Below are 18,208 nucleotides of genomic sequence, written 5' to 3'. Positions count from 1 at the left end.
GCTCAGGCCTCCTTCTCGTTCGTGGGCTTGGGTTCGACCACCACGGTGATGTGGCTGGCTCGCTTGAGGATGCGGCTGGCCGAGCCCTTCGCACGCGGACGGATGCGGCGCATGGTCGCGCCCTCGTCCACGAACGCCTGCGAGATGAACAGGTCGTTCGCCCGCAGCGACTCGGTGTTCTCGGCGTTGGCCACCGCGGAGGCGACCACCTTGTAGACGGGCTCGCTCGCGGCCTGGGGCGCGAAGCGTAGCGTCGTCAGGGCATCGGTGACGTCCATGCCACGCACCAGGTCGATTACGCGGCGCACCTTGGTCGGGCTCATCCGCACGTGGCGCGCGATCGCGTACGAGCCAGGCCGATCCCCGAGCAGGGCAAGGCGACGGCTGGGTCGCTCGTTGTTGTTGCTCATTGTCGAATCAGTTCCTTGTCTGTCGCGGCTCAGCGCCGGCGGGCCTTCTTGTCGTCCTTCACATGGCCCTTGAACGTCCGCGTGGGCGCGAACTCCCCGAGCTTGTGACCGATCATGGCCTCGGTGACGAACACCGGGACGTGCTTGCGCCCGTCGTGCACGGCGATGGTGTGCCCGAGCATGTCGGGGGTGATCATCGAGCGGCGCGACCACGTCTTGATCACGTTGTGCGTGCCCGAATCGTTCTGCGCATCGACCTTCTTGGCCAGGTGCTCGTCGACGAATGGGCCCTTCTTCAGGCTGCGTGGCATGTGTACTCAGACTCCCAATCAGCGCTTCTTGCCGGACTTGCGGCGGCGGACGATCAACTTGCTGCTGGCCTTGTTCTTGTCGCGGGTGCGGCCCTCGGGCTTGCCCCACGGAGAGACCGGGTGACGTCCACCGGAGGTGCGGCCCTCGCCACCACCGTGCGGGTGGTCGTGCGGGTTCATGACAACGCCGCGGACGGTCGGGCGAACGCCCTTCCAGCGCATGCGGCCGGCCTTGCCCCAGTTGATGTTGGACTGCTCGGCGTTGCCGACCCCGCCGATCGTGGCGCGGCAGCGGACGTCGACCATGCGCATCTCGCCGGAAGGCATGCGCAACGTGGCCATCTTGCCCTCGCGAGCCACCAGCTGGATGGACGCACCGGCCGAGCGGGCGAGCTTGGCGCCGCCGCCGGGACGCAACTCCACCGCGTGCACCGTGGTGCCGACGGGGATGTTGCGCAGCGGCAGGTTGTTGCCGGGCTTGATGTCCGCCTCGGGACCCGAGACGACCTGGGCACCCTGGACCAGACCCGCGGGAGCGATGATGTAGCGCTTCTCACCATCGGCGTAGTGCAGCAACGCGATGCGCGCCGTGCGGTTGGGGTCGTACTCGATGTGCGCGACCTTCGCCGGGACGCCGTCCTTGTCGTAGCGCCGGAAGTCGACCACGCGGTATGCCTGCTTGTGTCCACCGCCGATGTGCCGGGTGGTGATACGGCCCTGGTTGTTGCGGCCACCGGTCTTGGACTTGGGCGCGAGCAACGACTTCTCCGGGGTCGAACGGGTGACCTCGGCGAAGTCGGAGACGCTCGCACCGCGGCGACCGGGAGTCGTCGGCTTGTACTTGCGGATTGCCATGAGTCTGGATCCTTGCCTAGCTCGTCAGGCCGTCGGGCCCTGGAAGATGTCGATACGATCGCCGGCGGCCACCTGGACGATGGCGCGCTTGGTGTCGGCACGCTTGCCGATCCCGAAGCGGGTGCGACGCTTCTTGCCCTGCCGGTTGATGGTGTTCACCCCGAGCACCTTCACGCCGAAGACCTGCTCGACGGCGATCTTGATCTCGGTCTTGTTGGCCCGGGGATCGACGATGAACGTGTACTTGTTCTCGTCCAGCAGCCCGTAGCTCTTCTCGGACACGACCGGCGCGATCAGGATGTCGCGGGGATCGCGGATCTTGACGTCGCTCACTTCTCCTCCTCCGACTTGCCGCGGACGGGACCGGCGACGAACGCGTCCAGGGCCGCCTTCGTGAAGACGACGACGTCGGACACGATCACGTCGTAGGTGTTGAGCTGGTCGGCCGCGATGATGTGGGCGCTCGGCAGGTTCCGCAGCGACAGCCAGGCCGCCGTGTCGTCCCTGTCGAGGACGACCAGGTAGCGCGTGTAGTCGCCGACAGTGGCCAGCGTGGCCGCGGCCTGCTTGGTGGACGGTGCGTCCCCCTCGACGAACTGATCGAGGACGACGACGAGTCCCTCACGGGCCCGGTCGCTCAGAGCGCCGCGCAGGGCGGCCTGGACCATCTTCTTGGGGGTGCGCTGCGCGTAGCCGTGGGGCTGCGGGCCGTGCGAGACCGCGCCACCGGTGAACTGCGGGCCCACGAGCGAGCCCTGACGGGCGCGGCCGGTACCCTTCTGGCGGTACGGCTTGCGACCGGTGCCCGACACGGTGGAACGGGTCTTGGTGGCGTGGGTGCCCTGACGGGCCGCGGCCTGCTGGGCCACGACGACCTGATGGATCAGGGGAATGTTGGTGGGGGCGTCGAACAGGTCGGCGGGCAGCTCTGCGGTGCCCGACTTCTTGCCGTTCGCGCCCAGCACGTCGACGGTCAGTGTCTGGCTCACTTGGCATCACCCTTCTTGGCAGCCGTGCGGACGACGACCAGGGAGCCCTTGGAGCCCGGGACGGCGCCCTTGACCAGCAGCAGGCCGTTGGCGGCGTCCACCGCATGCACGGTCAGGTTCTGGATGGTCTTGTTGCCGGCGCCCATGCGACCGGCCATGCGCATGCCCTTGAAGACCTTGCCGGGGGTCGAGCATCCGCCGATGGAGCCCGGCGAGCGGTGCTTGCGGTGCACACCGTGGGTGGCGCGCAGGCCCTTGAAGCCGTGGCGCTTCACGACGCCCGCGGTGCCCTTGCCCTTGGTGACGCCGCTGACGTCGACCACGTCACCGCCGGCGAACACGTCGGCGGTCACCTCCTGGCCGATGGCGTACTCGGAGGCGGCGGACGTGCGCACCTCGACGAGATGCTTGCGGGGAGTGACGCCGGCCTTCTCGAAGTGGCCGGCCTCGGGCTTGGTCACCGACTTGGGTCGCACGGCGCCGTACCCGAACTGGACGGCCGAGTAGCCGTCGGCCTCGGGGGTACGCACCTGGGTGACCACACACGGACCAGCCTGGATCACGGTGACGGGGACGACGCGGTTGTTCTCGTCCCACACCTGGGTCATGCCGAGCTTGGTGCCCAGCAGGCCCTTCACGTTGCGTTCGTTGCTCATGTCAGCAGGCCTCACGGAAGCTTGATCTCGATGTCGACACCGGCCGGCAGGTCGAGGCGCATGAGCGAGTCAACCGTCTTGGGCGTGGGGTCGAGGATGTCGATGAGCCGCTTGTGGGTACGCATCTCGAAGTGCTCGCGGCTGTCCTTGTACTTGTGGGGCGAACGGATGACGCACCACACGTTCTTCTCGGTCGGCAGCGGCACTGGGCCGGCGACCTTGGCACCTGTCCGGGTGACAGTGTCGACGATCTTGCGCGCCGACGAGTCGATGACCTCGTGGTCATAGGCCCGAAGCCTGATGCGGATCTTTTGTCCCGCCACGGTTGTTCCTTCTACTCGTCCTGCTACGTCCAGGTGACCGGTTCGTTAGCCGATGACCAACTCGGCCATTATGCGAGGCGTTCGACCTGGTCATTGCCGTGTTGCTCGACCCACGCGGTCGGGTGTGTCGCACACGGTTTCCCCGCACAATCCAGACTCTCTGTTCAGATGCCTGCCAGCCCGCGGCGCCTGGCCCCTGGCCAGTCACCAGCGCAGTGGGCCCTGCCCACGTCCAGCTGGGTGCGGCTACCGCGCGGGACCAACCGTTCCGCAAGGAGCCAGTGCCCCCGAAACCTCCACCACCCGAGCGGGCGCGCAGTGATCCCAGAGGAGCAACCTGTCAATGATTGCATGTTTGTGCGGTCTGGATCAAATCGTCGCCCGAAATCGCCTCAGACGCGCAAGGCTCGCGTCGCGGCCCAGGACCTCCAGCGATTCGAACAGCGGCGGCGAGACGAGCGCCCCGGTCACGCCGACGCGCACCGGGCCGAACGCGAACTTGGGCTTGAGACCCAGGCCGTCGACGAGCGCCTCGCGCAGGCATGCCTCGATCGCGGGCTGCGTCCACTCCCCCAGACCCGACAGCGCCTCGACCGCCACATCCACGACCCGGGGCGCCTGCTCCGGCAGCTTCGCGATCGCCGCGGGGTCGTAGACGACCTCGTCGTCGGCCGTGAAGAGGAAGTCCATCTTGGGCAGGGCATCGGACAGCGTCACCAGTCGCTCGGCGACCAGCGGGGTCGCGGCGCGGACGAGGGCCACCCGCTCGGGGGTCGCCTCCTGCCACCGCCCCGAGTACAGCGCGTGCTCGACGATGCGATCGGCCAGCTCGTCGTCCGACAGCGACCGGATGTAGTGCCCGTTCAGCCAGTCGAGCTTCTTCGTGTCGAAGATCGGGCCGACGGTACTCACCTTCGCCCAGTCGAAGTCGGCCACGAACTCGTCGAAGGACGCGACCTCCTGGTCGTCGGAGGCCGGCGGGTAGGCGAGCAGCTGCAGGAAGTTGCGCAGCGCCTCGGGCAGATAGCCCTGTTCACGGAACCACAGCAACCGAGCCGCCGGGTTCTTGCGCTTGCTGATCTTGGACTTGTCGGTGTTGCGCAGCAACGGCATATGCGCGTAGGCGGGTTCGTCCCAGCCGAGCCAGCGGTAGAGCAACCGGTGCTTGGGCGTGGAACTGATCCACTCCTCGCCGCGCACGACCGTGGTGATCCCCATGAGATGGTCGTCGACGACCACGGCCAGGTGATAGGTCGGGAACCCGTCCGCCTTGAGGATCACCTGATCGTCGGGACGAGGAGCGTGGACCTCGCCACGGATGAGATCGGTGAAGGTCAGCTCGACGTCGTCGGGGACGAGCATGCGCACGACAGGGGTCTCGGTGAACCCTGGAAGCTTCGCCCGCTCGTCACGGGTCAGTCCCAGGCAGCAACGGTCGTAGCCGGTGTTGGCCTGCTTGCTGGCCTGCTGCTCGGCGCGCATCTGCGCGAGCCGTTCCGGGCTGCACCAGCAGTGGTAGGCGTGACCGGCCTCGATGAGCCGGTCGACGAAGGGACGATAGACCTCGAGCCGCTCCGACTGCTTGTAGGGACCGAAGTCGCCACCGGTCTCGGGGCTCTCGTCCGCTTCGAGACCCAGCCAGCGCAACGAGTCGTAGATCTGTTGCTCGGATCCGGCCACCAGACGGTTGCGGTCGGTGTCCTCGATCCGCAGGACGAACGCTCCCCCGGTCTTACGTGCCCACGCCTTGTCGAACAGTGCCATGTAGGCCGTCCCCACGTGGGGATCGCCGGTCGGGGACGGGGCCACTCGGGTGCGCTCGGGAGTTGTCACGGTCATCCAGAGTAGCCGAGCAGGCGCAACAGCACCCACAGGCCGAGGACCAGCCCCGCGATGAGCACGGCGAGCGTCCCCGCGACGATGCCCGCGGCGACCACGAGATAGACCACGGAGCCTTGACGCGTCTCCTCCCGATCGGCGAGCACACGCTCCAGCAGCCGCAGGTTTCGCCGGTTGGCCCTGTGGGCGATGTCGGCGAGGTCCCCGACGCCGGGGACCAGGCCCAGCAACGTGTCGAGGCCGAGGTTCATACCCATCCGCACGAGCACGGGCAACGGGACGCGGTTGCGCACGGCGTCCACGAGGATCACCCCGGCCACGGCGGTGGTGCCGGCGTCCCCGATTCCCGGGATGAGGCCGACGACCGCGTCGAGGCCGATGCCTATGTCTGTCCCCGGGACGCGTACCAGGTCGTCCAGAAGCAACGCCAGGCTCCGGCTGGCCCTGGACGGTGTGCGCACGTCGGGACGGGCGATGGTCACATCTCCAACGCTACCGGTAGGGAGAAACGAGATCGCCCGCCCTCCCCGAAGGGGAGAACGGGCGATCCCTGACCGACTGTTCAGGCCGAACAGTTCAGTTCGTCACTTGATGATCTCGGTGACACGACCTGCGCCGACGGTGTGACCGCCCTCGCGGATCGCGAACTTCAGACCGGCCTCCATGGCGATCGGCTTCTGCAGCACGACGTTCATGTCGGTGTTGTCGCCGGGCATGACCATCTCGGTGCCCTCGGGCAGCGAGACGGTGCCGGTGACATCGGTGGTGCGGAAGTAGAACTGCGGGCTGTAGTTCGAGAAGAACGGCTTGTGACGGCCACCCTCCTCCTTCGTCAGCACGTAGACGTTGCCGCTGAACTCGGTGTGGGGAGTGGTGCTGCCCGGCTTGGTCACGACCATGCCGCGCTCCACGTCCTCCTTCTTGGTGCCACGCAGCAGCAGGCCGACGTTGTCGCCCGCCTCGCCCTCGTCGAGGATCTTGCGGAACATCTCGACACCGGTGACGGTGGTCGTCTGGGTCGGGGCGAGGCCCACGATCTCGACGGACTCGCCGACCTTGATGTGACCGCGCTCGATACGACCGGTCACGACGGTGCCGCGGCCGGTGATCGTGAAGACGTCCTCGACGGGCATCAGGAAGGGCTTGTCGATCTCGCGCTTGGGCTGCGGGATGTACTCGTCCACCGCGTCCATGAGATCGAGGATCGACTGCGTCCACTGCGGGTCGCCGTTCAGGGCCGGGAAAGCGGCCACACGGACGACCGGACAGTTGTCGCCGTCGAACTCCTGCTCGGACAGGGCCTCGCGGACCTCCATCTCGACGAGCTCGATGAGCTCCTCGTCGTCCACCATGTCGCACTTGTTGAGGGCGACGACGATGGCGGGGACGCCCACCTGGCGAGCCAGAAGGATGTGCTCACGGGTCTGAGCCATGGGACCGTCGGTGGCGGCGACGACCAGGATCGCACCGTCCATCTGAGCAGCGCCGGTGATCATGTTCTTCACGTAGTCGGCGTGCCCGGGGCAGTCGACGTGCGCGTAGTGGCGCTTCTCCGTCTGGTACTCGACGTGAGCGATCGAGATCGTGATGCCACGCTGACGCTCTTCAGGTGCCTTGTCGATCTGGTCGAAGGCCGACACCTCGTTGAGTTCCGGATACTTGTCGTGCAGCACCTTGGTGATCGCCGCGGTCAACGTGGTCTTGCCGTGGTCGACGTGGCCGATGGTGCCGATGTTGCAGTGCGGCTTGGTCCGCTCGAACTTGGCCTTTGCCACTTGGGCTCCTTCTGGTTTGTCGCCACGCTGGTTGCGTGGCACACGGGTCCTGCTGTGGGTTTTCCCGCAGCGGTTTGTCCTGTCCTTCAATTGTGGAAGGTACCGCGGGGGAAAACCCGCGAACCTTACCAATTTTCACCATGTCTGCGCCGGTAGTCAAACCGGTCACTGACCTCCGCGGGCCTTCGCGATGATCTCGTCGGCGATGGCCCTGGGCACCTCACCGTAGGAGTGGAACTCCATGGTGTAGGTGGCCTGACCCGAGGTCTTCGACCGCAGGTCGCCCACGTACCCGAACATCTCCGACAGCGGGACCAGCGCCCGGACGACACGGTTGCCGTGTTCCTCGTCCATCGACTGGATGTGTCCGCGACGAGCGTTCAAGTCACCGATCACGGTGCCGAGGTAGTCCTCGGGGGTCGTGACCTCCACCGACATCAGCGGCTCGAGCAGCGCCGGATCGGCCCGGCGAGCAGCCTCCTTGAAGGCCATCGAACCGGCGATCTTGAACGCGAGCTCCGAGGAGTCGACGTCGTGGTAGGCGCCGTCGTTCAGGGTCACCTTGACGTCGTCCATCGGGTAACCGGCGAGGACGCCGAACTGCATGGCCTCCTGGATGCCTGCGTCCACCGCGGGGATGAACTCCCGGGGGATGCGGCCACCGGTGACGGCGTTGACGAACTCGTAGCCCTTGCCCGCTTCCTGCGGCTCCAGGCTGATGACGACCTTGCCGTACTGGCCCGAGCCACCCGACTGCTTCTTGTGGGTGTACTCGACGTTCGCCACGGGGCGGCGCAGCGTCTCACGGTAGGCCACCTGCGGCTTGCCGATGTTGGCCTCGACGTGGAACTCACGCTTCATCCGGTCGATCAGCACCTCCAGGTGCAGCTCGCCCATGCCGGCGATGATCGTCTGGCCGGTGTCCTCGTCCGTGTGGACGCGGAACGTCGGGTCCTCCTCGGCCAACCGCTGGATGGCGTTGGACAGCTTCTCCTGATCGGCCTTCGACTTGGGCTCGATCGCCTGCTCGATGACCGGGTTCGGGAACTCCATCGACTCCAGGGCGACCGGGTTCGCCGGGTCGCACAGGGTGTCGCCGGTGCCGGTGGCCTTGAGGCCCATCACCGCGCAGATGTTGCCCGCGGGCATGAAGCTGATCTCCTGCCGCTTGTTGGCGTGCATCTGGTAGATCTTGCCGATGCGCTCCTTCTTGCCCGTGGTCGCGTTGAGCACCTGGGCGCCCGTCTCGAGCTCCCCGGAGTAGACGCGGACGAAGGTCAGACGCCCCAGATGGGGATCGGCGGCGATCTTGAAGGCCAGCGCCGCCAGCGGTTCGGTCTTGCTGGGATGACGGTCGATCTCCACCGACTCGTCGCCGGGCTTGAAGCCGACGATCGCCGGGATGTCGACCGGAGCCGGGAGGTAGTCGATCACCGCGTCCAGCAACGGCTGGACACCCTTGTTCTTGAACGACGTCCCACACACCACCGCGGTGAACGCGCTGGCGAGCACACCCCGGCGGATGCCGGCCTTGAGCTGCTCCGTCGTGGGCTCGACACCCTCCAGATAGAGCTCCATCAGCTCGTCGTCGTGCTCGGCGACGGTCTCGATCATCTGGGTACGAGCGGCCTGGGCGGCATCCGCCAGATCCGCCGGGATCTCCTCGATCGAGTAGTCCTCGCCCATCTTGGTCTCACCGCGCCACGTGAGCGCGCGCATCTCCACCAGGTCGACGACGCCCACGAAGTTGGACTCGGAGCCGATCGGCAACTGCAGCACCACGGGATCGGCGCTGAGGCGTTCCCGGATGGTCTTCACCACGTAGTCGAACGAGGCACCCGTGCGGTCGAGCTTGTTGACGTAGCAGATGCGCGGCACGTTGTACCGCGACGCCTGACGCCACACCGTCATCGACTGCGGCTCGACACCGGCCACCCCGTCGAACACCGCGACCGCGCCGTCGAGGACGCGCAGCGAGCGCTCCACCTCGACAGTGAAGTCGACGTGCCCGGGGGTGTCGATGATGTTGATCTGGTATCCCTTCCAGAAGCAGGTGGTGGCGGCAGACGTGATGGTGATGCCGCGCTCCTGCTCCTGCTCCATCCAGTCCATGGTGGCCGCACCGTCGTGCACCTCACCGATCTTGTGGTTGATACCGGTGTAGAACAGGATGCGCTCGGTCGTGGTGGTCTTCCCGGCATCGATGTGCGCCATGATGCCGATGTTGCGCACCTTCGTGAGGTCGGTTTGAAGGTCGATGGCCACGAGATCCCCTAATTCTTGGTGGGTGTGAGTTTCGTTCGATTGAGTGCGGGCATGCGAAGGGTCGCCCTCAGCGAGGGCGACCCCCCAAGACGTGTCACCAGCGGTAATGGGCGAACGCGCGGTTGGCTTCGGCCATCTTGTGGGTGTCCTCGCGCTTCTTGACCGATGCTCCCAGGCCGTTGGACGCGTCCAGGATCTCGTTCATCAAACGCTCGGACATGGTCTTCTCGCGGCGGTCGCGGGCGAAGCCCACGAGCCAGCGCATCGCCAGGGTCGTCGACCGAGCGGGCTTCACCTCGACCGGCACCTGGTAGGTGGCACCGCCCACGCGGCGGCTGCGCACCTCGACGGCGGGGCGCACGTTGTCGAGTGCCTTCTTCAGCGTCTGGACAGGATCGACACCAGTCTTCTCGCGAGCGCCTTCGAGCGCGGTGTAGACGATGTTCTGCGCGACGGTCTTCTTGCCGTCGAGCAGGATCTTGCTGACCAGCTGCGAGACCAGCGGGGAACCGTAGACCGGATCGATGATCACGGGGCGCTTGGGCGCCGGACCCTTGCGAGGCATTACTTCTCCTTCTTCGCGCCGTAGCGGCTGCGGGCCTGCTTGCGGTTCTTGACACCCTGGGTGTCGAGCGCGCCGCGGATGATCTTGTAGCGCACGCCCGGCAGGTCCTTCACACGACCGCCGCGGACGAGCACCATCGAGTGCTCCTGCAGGTTGTGGCCGACACCGGGGATGTAGGCGGTCACCTCGATCCCCGAGCTCAGGCGGACGCGGGCCACCTTGCGCAAGGCGGAGTTCGGCTTCTTGGGGGTCGTGGTGTACACGCGCGTGCACACGCCACGGCGCTGCGGTGAACCCTTGAGCGCGGGCGTCTTGTTCTTGCTGACCTTGTCAGTGCGGCCCTTGCGGACCAACTGCTGGATTGTAGGCACCTGCTGGTATCTCTTTCCGTGTTGTTTCGACCACACCGGTTCCCCGGCGTCGGCCGTCGTTGTTCCACTTCCCTGGCTGCGACCGCTTCCCAACCGCCGAACCACCGTTATCCGGCGAATGGTGTGGGCCGCCGTGCGAACTCCGCACTTGTCCCAGGCTCCTCGCAACGTTTAGGTGCCCAGCTCAACCGCCAGGGTGCGCACAATATTCCGGACATACCGGATACGGCAGCCGAGTCTACCCTGCGCCCCATGCCTGGTCAAAACGTCATATGTGCCCGGGGCGACAGCACGCCGACGGTCGGCGTGCTGTCGCTGCCCCGGGCAGATGACATCGACGGCTCAGTGCAGGTCGCGGTAGTCCATGTCGTCCAACGGCACCGCCGCACCGGTACCTGCGCCGAAGTCGTAGTCGAACGCGTCGTAACTCATCGTGTACGCGTTCGCACGGGCATCGGCGGTCGGCTCGACCCGGATGTTGCGGTAGCGGTCCAGGCCCGTGCCGGCCGGGATCAGCTTGCCGAGGATGACGTTCTCCTTGAGGCCGAGCAGGTGATCGGACTTGCCGTGGATCGCGGCGTCGGTGAGCACCTTGGTGGTCTCCTGGAAGGACGCCGCCGACAGCCACGAATCCGTCGCCAGCGATGCCTTCGTGATACCCATGAGCACCGGGCGTCCCTCGGCAGGACGACCGCCCTCGGTGATCGCCTGGCGGTTGGCCTGCTCGTAGGTCTGACGATCCACGAGCTCACCGGGCATCATGTCGGTGTCGCCGGAGTCGATGACCGTGACCCTGCGCAGCATCTGCCGGACGATGATCTCGATGTGCTTGTCGTGGATCGGGGCGCCCTGGGTCGCGTAGACCTTCTGGACCTCTCCCACGAGGTGCTCCTGCACCTTGCGCACACCCTGGACGCGAAGCACGTCCTGCGGATCGATCGTCCCGGCGGTGAGCTGATCGCCCACGCTGACGCGGTCGCCGTCCTTGACCGAGTGACGCACCCGGTTCGAGTCCTCGAACTCGAGCCGTGCACGCTTCGGAATCGCGTACTCGACGTCGGGCTGCCCGTCGTCGCGCACGATGACGAGCTTGCGTCCGCGATCGGTCTCCTCGAGCTTGATGCGCCCGTCGGCCTCGGCGATCGGCGCCTTGCCCTTCGGGGTACGGGCCTCGAAGAGCTCGACGACGCGCGGCAGACCGAGGGTGATGTCGTCCCCGGCCACACCACCGGTGTGGAAGGTACGCATCGTCAGCTGGGTGCCGGGCTCGCCGATGGACTGCGCGGCCTGGATACCCACGGCCTCGCCGACGTCGACGAGCTTGCCACCGGCCAGCGAACGGCCGTAGCACATCGCGCAGGCACCGGTGGACGCCTCACAGGTGAGCACCGAGCGAACCTTGACCGACGTGACGCCGGCCGCGATGAGCGCCAGGATGTGATCCTCGCCCATGTCCGTGCCCGCCGGGACGACGACCTCGCCCGAGTCGGTCGTGGCGTCCACCGCGAGGTTTCGCGCCAGCACACTCGTGTCGAGCGCGGCGACCTGACGCAGCGCTCCGGTCTCGTCGGGCCTGGCGATGATCTTCGTCAGGCCACGCGTGGTGCCGCAGTCGTTCTCGCGGATGATGACGTCCTGGCTGACGTCCACGAGACGACGGGTCAGGTAGCCGGAGTCCGCGGTGCGCAGAGCCGTGTCGGCCTGGCCCTTGCGGCCACCGTGCGTCGAGATGAAGTACTCCGACACCGTCAGGCCCTCGCGGAAGTTCGACTTGATCGGACGCGCGATGATCTCGCCCTTCGGGTTGGCCACCAGGCCTCGCATGGCCGCGATCTGACGCATCTGCGTCATGTTGCCGCGGGCACCCGAGTTCACCATCATGTAGATCGGGTTCGTCTTGGAGAAGTTCTTCTCCATCGCGTCCGTCAACTCGCTGGTGGCGTCCGTCCAGATCTGGATGAGCTCCTGACGACGCTCGTCCTCGGTCACCGCACCACGTTCGTACAGCTTGTCGATCTTGGCGGCCTTGCGCTCGTAGTTCTCCATGAGCTCGGGCTTGTTCGGAGGCGTCTGCACGTCACCGATCGACACCGTGACCCCCGAGCGGGTGCCCCACTTGAAGCCCATGTCCTTGAGGTCGTCCAGCACATTGGTCACGGTCGTCTTCGGGTACTGCTCGGCGAGCTGGTTCACGATCGCGCCCAGCTGCTTCTTGCCGACCAGGTAGTCGACGAACGGGTAGTCGTCGGGCAGTGCCTGGTTGAACACGATCTTGCCCAGCGTCGTGTCGAGCAGGATGGTGCCGTCGGCATGCAACTTGTCGGCCTGGGCCGCCGGCGGGACGATACCCGACAGCCGCACCTTGATCCGGCTGCGCATGTCGATCTCGTGCAGGTCGTGGGCCATGATCGCCTCGGCCGGCGAGCTGAACGCGCGGCCCTCACCGGGGAGCCCCTCGAGGTCCATGGTGAGGTAGTACATGCCGATGATCATCTCGTGGCTCGGCAGGGCGACCGGGCGGCCGTCCGACGGCTTGAGGATGTTGCTCGTCGACAGCATCAGGATCCGTGCCTCGGCCTGGGCCTCGGCGGACAATGGCAGGTGGACGGCCATCTGGTCGCCGTCGAAGTCCGCGTTGAACGCGGCGCACACGAGCGGGTGCAACTGGATCGCCTTGCCCTCGATCAGCTGCGGCTCGAACGCCTGGATGCCCAACCGGTGCAGCGTGGGTGCGCGGTTGAGCAGCACCGGATGCTCCCTGATGACCTCCTCGAGCACGTCCCAGACCTGCGGGCGCTGGCGCTCGACCATGCGCTTGGCGCTCTTGATGTTCTGCGCGTAGTTCTGCTCGGCCAGCCGCTTCATGACGAACGGCTTGAACAACTCGAGGGCCATCTGCTTGGGCAGGCCGCACTGGTGCAGCTTCAACTGCGGGCCGACGACGATGACCGAACGGCCCGAGTAGTCGACGCGCTTGCCCAGCAGGTTCTGGCGGAAGCGGCCCTGCTTGCCCTTCAGCATGTCGCTGATGGACTTCAGCGGCCGGTTGCCCGGGCCTGTCACCGGACGACCGCGACGGCCGTTGTCGAACAGCGAGTCGACGGCCTCCTGGAGCATCCGCTTCTCGTTGTTCACGATGATCTCGGGGGCACCGAGGTCGAGCAGGCGCTTCAGGCGGTTGTTCCGGTTGATCACACGGCGGTAGAGGTCGTTGAGATCGGAGGTCGCGAAGCGTCCGCCGTCGAGCTGCACCATCGGGCGCAGGTCGGGGGGGATGACCGGGACGCAGTCGAGCACCATGCCGAGCGGCGAGTTGCCGGTGTCGAGGAACGCCCGCACGACCTTCAGGCGCTTGAGCGCCCGCGTCTTGCGCTGTCCCTTGCCGGACCTGATCGTCTCGCGCAGCGAGTCGGCCTCGGCCTGCAGGTCGAACGACTCGAGGCGCTTCTTGACCGCCTCAGCGCCCATGTAACCCTCGAAGTACTTGCCGAAGCGGTTCTTCATCTCGCGGTAGAGCACCTCGTCGCCCTCGAGGTCTTGCACCTTGAGGGTCTTGAAGCGGGTCCACACCGCGTCCAGCCGGTCGAGCTCGCGCTGCGCCCGGTCGCGGATGTGCTTCATCTCGCGCTCCGCACCGTCACGCACCTTCTTGCGCGTGTCCCGCTCCGCACCCTCGCTCTCCAGCGCGGCGAGGTCCTCCTCCAGTTTGACGTTGCGGGCCTCGATGTCGGCGTCCCGGTGCTTCTCGAGCTGGGTGCGCTCCACCCCGACCTTGGCCTCCAGGCTCGACAGGTCGCGATGACGGGCCTCGTCGTTCACCGCCGTGATCATGTAGGCGGCGAAGTAGATGACCTTCTCCAGGTCCTTCGGGGCGATGTCGAGCAGGTAGCCGAGACGGCTCGGCACGCCCTTGAAGTACCAGATGTGGGTCACGGGCGCGGCGAGCTCGATGTGGCCCATGCGCTCACGGCGAACGTTGCTGCGGGTCACCTCGACGCCGCAGCGCTCGCACACGATGCCCTTGAACCGGACGCGCTTGTACTTGCCGCAGTAGCATTCCCAGTCCCTGGTGGGACCGAAGATCTTCTCGCAGAACAGCCCGTCGCGCTCCGGCTTGAGCGTGCGGTAGTTGATGGTCTCCGGCTTCTTCACCTCACCGAAGCTCCACTCGCGGATCTGGTCCGCGGTGGCGAGGCCGATGCGAAGCTGGTCGTAGGTGTTGACGTCCAACACTGAAGTCTCTCTCCCGTTTATTGGGTCGATGTGTGGATGGAGTCGGACCGGAGGTCAGACTTCGTCGACGATCGCGAACGAATCGGCGCCGGGACGACGGGACAGGTCGATGCCCAGGTCCTCGCTCGTCCGGTAGTCGTCCTCGCTGTCACGCAGCTCGACGACCGCACCGTCGGTGCTCAGCACCTCGACGTTCAGGCACAGGGACTTCATCTCCTTCACCAGCACCTTGAACGACTCGGGGATGCCGGGCTCGGGGATGTTCTCGCCCTTCACGATGGCCTCGTACACCTTGACACGGCCGGGGACGTCGTCCGACTTGATCGTCAGCATCTCCTGCAGGGCCCAGGCGGAGCCGTAGGCCTCCAGCGCCCACACCTCCATCTCGCCGAAACGCTGGCCGCCGAACTGTGCCTTGCCGCCCAGAGGCTGCTGGGTGATCATCGAGTACGGACCGGTCGAACGGGCGTGGATCTTGTCGTCCACCAAGTGGTGCAGCTTCAGCATGTACATGTAGCCGACGCCCACTCGCTCGGGGAACGGCTCGCCGGAGCGTCCGTCGAAGAGCAGTGCCTTGCCGTCGGAGTCGACCACACGATCGCCGTCGCGGTTGGGCAGCCCGTTGGCCAGCAGGCCACCGATCTCGTCCTCGTTCGCGCCGTCGAACACCGGCGTGGCCAGGCGGGACTGACCGGGGACGGTGCCCAGGCCGACCTCGCGCAGGCGCTCGGCCCAGGGTTCGTCCACACCCTCGATGTTCCAGCCGGAGTGTGCGATCCAACCCAGGTGGGTCTCGAGCACCTGACCGACGTTCATACGGGACGGGACGCCCAGCGGGTTCAGGATGATGTCGGCCGGGGTGCCGTCCTCGAGGAACGGCATGTCCTCTGCGGGCAGGATCTTCGAGATGACGCCCTTGTTGCCGTGACGGCCCGCGAGCTTGTCGCCCTCCTGCACCTTGCGCTTCTGCGCAACGTACACGCGAACCATCTGGTTCACACCCGGGGGCAGCTCGTCGCCGGACTCCTCGCGATCGAACACGCGCACACCGATGACGGTGCCGGCCTCACCGTGGGGCACCTTCATCGACGTGTCGCGCACCTCGCGCGCCTTCTCACCGAAGATGGCCCGCAGCAGGCGCTCCTCCGGCGTGAGCTCGGTCTCGCCCTTCGGGGTGACCTTGCCCACGAGGATGTCGCCCGTGCCGACCTCGGCGCCGATGCGGATGATGCCGCGCTCGTCGAGGTTGGCCAGCATGTCGTCCGACACGTTCGGGATGTCGCGGGTGATCTCCTCGGGCCCGAGCTTGGTGTCGCGGGCGTCGACCTCGTGCTCCTCGATGTGGATCGAGGTGAGGAGGTCCTCGCTCACGACGCGCTGGTTGAGGATGATCGCGTCCTCGTAGTTGAGGCCCTCCCACGGCATGAACGCCACGAGCAGGTTGCGGCCCAGGGCCAGCTCGGCCTGGTCGGTGCACGGTCCGTCGGCCAGTGGGGTGCCCGGCTCGACGCGATCGCCGGGGGCGATCATGGGACGCTGGTTGACGCAGGTGCCCGCGTTCGAGCGGCGGAACTTCTCCAGCCGGAAGGTCTGGTAGGTACCGTCGTCGGCCGCGACCTCGATCAGATCGGCCGAGACGCTCGTGACGACACCAGGCTTGGTGGCCAGCGTGACGTCACCGACATCCACTGCGGCGCGGTACTCCATACCGGTGCCGACGTAGGGGGCCTCGCTGCGCAGCAACGGGACGGCCTGGCGCTGCATGTTCGCGCCCATCAACGCGCGGGACGCGTCGTCATGCTCCAGGAACGGGATCAGCGCGGTCGCGACCGACACCATCTGGCGCGGCGAGACGTCCATGTAGCCGACCTCGGAGGCGGGCACCGCGTCCACGTCGCCGTGACGCACGCGGACGATGACCCGGTCGTCGGCGAAATGCGCGTCCTCGGTGAGCGCAGCGTTGGCCTGCGCGATGTTGTACCGGTCCTCCTCGTTGGCCGTGAGGTAGTCGATCTGGTCGGTGACCTGGCCGTCGACGACCTTGCGGTACGGCGTCTCGATGAATCCGAAGGCGTTCACACGCGCGAACGACGCGAGCGAGCCGATGAGCCCGATGTTCGGGCCTTCAGGCGTCTCGATCGGGCACATGCGGCCGTAGTGCGACGGGTGGACGTCGCGGACCTCCATGCCGGCGCGGTCACGGGACAGACCGCCGGGGCCCAGCGCCGACAGGCGACGCTTGTGCGTGAGCTCGGCCAGCGGGTTGTTCTGGTCCATGAACTGGCTGAGCTGCGAGGTTCCGAAGAACTCCTTCAGCGCAGCGGTCACCGGACGGATGTTGATCAGCGTCTGCGGCGTGATCGCCTCGATGTCCTGGGTGGTCATGCGGTCGCGGACGACGCGCTCCATGCGTCCCAGACCGGTGCGGAGCTGGTTCTGGATCAGCTCGCCGACCGTGCGCAGGCGCCGGTTGCCGAAGTGGTCGATGTCGTCCGGCTCCACGATGACCGCCGGGCCGTCGGGACGCGGCAGCTCGGTCTTGCCCTCGTGCAACGCACACACGTACTCGATCGCCGCGACGATGTCGTCGATGGTCAGCACCTGCTGGTCGAACGGGAGGTTGAGACCGAGCTTCTGGTTGATCTTGTACCTGCCGACCTTGGCCAGGTCGTAGCGCTTCGGGCTGAAGTAGTAGTTGTTCAGCAACTGCTCGGCAGCCTCGCGCGCCGGCGGCTCGCCGGGACGCAGCTTGCGGTAGATGTCGATCAGCGCCTCGTCCTGGGTCGTGACGTGGTCGCGCTCCAGAGTCATACGCATCGACTCGTACTCGCCGAACTGCTCGAGGATGCGGTCCTCGGTCCAGCCGAGGGCCTTCAGCAGCACGGTGGCGTTCTGCTTGCGCTTACGGTCGAGCCGCACGCCCACCTGGTCGCGCTTGTCGATCTCGAACTCGAGCCAGGCGCCACGGGACGGGATCACCTTGCATGTGAAGATGTCCTTGTCGGACGTCTTGTCGGGAGTCTGCTCGAAGTAGACGCCCGGCGAACGGACGAGCTGGCTCACCACGACACGCTCGGTGCCGCTGATGACGAAGGTGCCCTTGTCGGTCATCAGGGGGAAGTCCCCGATGAAGACCGTCTGGCTCTTGATCTCACCGGTCTCGTTGTTCATGAACTCGGCGGTGACGAACAACGGCGCCGCGTAGGTGACGTCCCGGTCCTTGCACTCGTCGATGGAATGCTTGGGCTCCTCGAACCGGTGGTCGCGGAAACTCAGGGACATCGTCTGATTGAAGTCCTCGATGGGGCTTATCTCCTCGAAGATCTCTTCGAGGCCCGACTTCGTGTTGACGTCGGTTCGGCCCTGCTCAAGGGCGAGCTCGGTTTTCTGCTTCCACGCGTCGCTCCCGATAAGCCAGTTGAACGAATCGATCTGGAGGTCCAAGAGGTTCGGTACCTCCAGCGGTTCGGCGATCTTCGCGAAGGAGATGCGGCCGCTGTTCGAGATGACATTCGTGTTCTTCGACGCAGTGCGCGAGGTGGCCAAGATGTGGTCCTTCCAGAACTCGCAGAGGTTCTATGCACGCTGAACGGCCCATGTCAAACATGGGCCGACA

General features: G+C 66.4%; 15 protein-coding genes. All 15 read right to left on the bottom strand.

Annotated features, from left to right (window positions below; genetic code table 11):
• Window positions 1-2 precede the first annotated feature (2 nt).
• The gene (rplV, locus tag FB473_RS02425) at window positions 3-410 is read right to left on the bottom strand and encodes a 50S ribosomal protein L22 (protein ID WP_167164496.1); all 408 of its coding nucleotides are present in this window, start codon (window positions 408-410) and stop codon (window positions 3-5) included.
• Between the two features lie 29 nt (window positions 411-439).
• Window positions 440-721, bottom strand: a complete 282-nt coding sequence (gene rpsS / locus FB473_RS02420) for a 30S ribosomal protein S19 (protein ID WP_167164494.1) — start codon at window positions 719-721, stop codon at window positions 440-442.
• A gap of 18 nt (window positions 722-739) precedes the next feature.
• A complete protein-coding gene (gene rplB, locus FB473_RS02415; protein ID WP_167164492.1) occupies window positions 740-1,576 on the bottom strand; it encodes a 50S ribosomal protein L2 in 837 nt (278 codons plus the stop codon).
• Between the two features lie 24 nt (window positions 1,577-1,600).
• Window positions 1,601-1,909 carry a 50S ribosomal protein L23 gene (rplW, locus tag FB473_RS17810; RefSeq protein WP_167164490.1) on the bottom strand — a complete coding sequence of 103 codons (309 nt, stop codon included), beginning with the start codon at window positions 1,907-1,909 and terminating at the stop codon, window positions 1,601-1,603.
• Window positions 1,906-2,565 (bottom strand): 50S ribosomal protein L4, encoded by a 660-nt coding sequence (gene rplD / locus FB473_RS02405; protein ID WP_167164488.1) that lies wholly within the window; start codon window positions 2,563-2,565, stop codon window positions 1,906-1,908. The genes rplW and rplD overlap by 4 nt, the downstream gene beginning before the upstream one ends.
• Entirely contained in the window at window positions 2,562-3,221 is a 660-nt protein-coding gene (rplC, locus tag FB473_RS02400) for a 50S ribosomal protein L3 (RefSeq protein ID WP_167164486.1), read from the bottom strand. Before rplC ends, rplD begins: the two co-directional genes overlap by 4 nt.
• A gap of 11 nt (window positions 3,222-3,232) precedes the next feature.
• Entirely contained in the window at window positions 3,233-3,544 is a 312-nt protein-coding gene (rpsJ, locus tag FB473_RS02395) for a 30S ribosomal protein S10 (RefSeq protein ID WP_016668002.1), read from the bottom strand.
• A gap of 369 nt (window positions 3,545-3,913) precedes the next feature.
• Window positions 3,914-5,383, bottom strand: coding sequence for a glutamate--tRNA ligase (gene gltX / locus FB473_RS02390; RefSeq protein WP_167164484.1), 1,470 nt, complete (start codon window positions 5,381-5,383; stop codon window positions 3,914-3,916).
• A complete protein-coding gene (locus FB473_RS02385; RefSeq protein ID WP_208390408.1) occupies window positions 5,380-5,865 on the bottom strand; it encodes a DUF4112 domain-containing protein in 486 nt (161 codons plus the stop codon). Before FB473_RS02385 ends, gltX begins: the two co-directional genes overlap by 4 nt.
• Window positions 5,866-5,967: 102 nt before the next feature.
• Window positions 5,968-7,158, bottom strand: a complete 1,191-nt coding sequence (gene tuf, locus FB473_RS02380; RefSeq protein ID WP_167164482.1) for an elongation factor Tu — start codon at window positions 7,156-7,158, stop codon at window positions 5,968-5,970.
• Window positions 7,159-7,323: 165 nt separating this feature from the next.
• Window positions 7,324-9,372 (bottom strand): elongation factor G, encoded by a 2,049-nt coding sequence (gene fusA / locus FB473_RS02375; RefSeq protein WP_208390615.1) that lies wholly within the window; start codon window positions 9,370-9,372, stop codon window positions 7,324-7,326.
• A 145-nt stretch (window positions 9,373-9,517) separates the two neighbouring features.
• Entirely contained in the window at window positions 9,518-9,988 is a 471-nt protein-coding gene (gene rpsG / locus FB473_RS02370; RefSeq protein WP_167164478.1) for a 30S ribosomal protein S7, read from the bottom strand.
• Window positions 9,988-10,359: a 30S ribosomal protein S12 gene (gene rpsL, locus FB473_RS02365; RefSeq protein WP_068749499.1), complete on the bottom strand. Its 372-nt coding sequence runs from the start codon at window positions 10,357-10,359 to the stop codon at window positions 9,988-9,990. Before rpsL ends, rpsG begins: the two co-directional genes overlap by 1 nt.
• A 342-nt stretch (window positions 10,360-10,701) precedes the next feature.
• A complete protein-coding gene (locus FB473_RS02360; RefSeq protein WP_167164476.1) occupies window positions 10,702-14,592 on the bottom strand; it encodes a DNA-directed RNA polymerase subunit beta' in 3,891 nt (1,296 codons plus the stop codon).
• Window positions 14,593-14,646: 54 nt separating this feature from the next.
• Window positions 14,647-18,138: a DNA-directed RNA polymerase subunit beta gene (gene rpoB / locus FB473_RS02355; protein WP_167164474.1), complete on the bottom strand. Its 3,492-nt coding sequence runs from the start codon at window positions 18,136-18,138 to the stop codon at window positions 14,647-14,649.
• Between the last annotated feature and the right edge of the window lie 70 nt (window positions 18,139-18,208).

The organism is Brooklawnia cerclae (assembly GCF_011758645.1).
Classification (GTDB): Bacteria; Actinomycetota; Actinomycetes; order Propionibacteriales; family Propionibacteriaceae; genus Brooklawnia; species Brooklawnia cerclae.
Note: the sequence above shows the minus strand (reverse complement) of the source record. Positions and strands in the feature narration are given on the sequence as shown.

Coding starts and splice junctions, on each gene's coding strand:
- rplB (WP_167164492.1), bottom strand. CDS start 1,576: ATGGCAATCCGCAAGTACAAGCCGACGACTCCCGGTCGCCGCGGTGCG.
- gltX (WP_167164484.1), bottom strand. CDS start 5,383: ATGACCGTGACAACTCCCGAGCGCACCCGAGTGGCCCCGTCCCCGACC.
- fusA (WP_208390615.1), bottom strand. CDS start 9,372: ATGGCGCACATCGATGCCGGGAAGACCACCACGACCGAGCGCATCCTG.
- rplV (WP_167164496.1), bottom strand. CDS start 410: ATGAGCAACAACAACGAGCGACCCAGCCGTCGCCTTGCCCTGCTCGGG.
- rpsG (WP_167164478.1), bottom strand. CDS start 9,988: ATGCCTCGCAAGGGTCCGGCGCCCAAGCGCCCCGTGATCATCGATCCG.
- rpsS (WP_167164494.1), bottom strand. CDS start 721: ATGCCACGCAGCCTGAAGAAGGGCCCATTCGTCGACGAGCACCTGGCC.
- rplC (WP_167164486.1), bottom strand. CDS start 3,221: ATGAGCAACGAACGCAACGTGAAGGGCCTGCTGGGCACCAAGCTCGGC.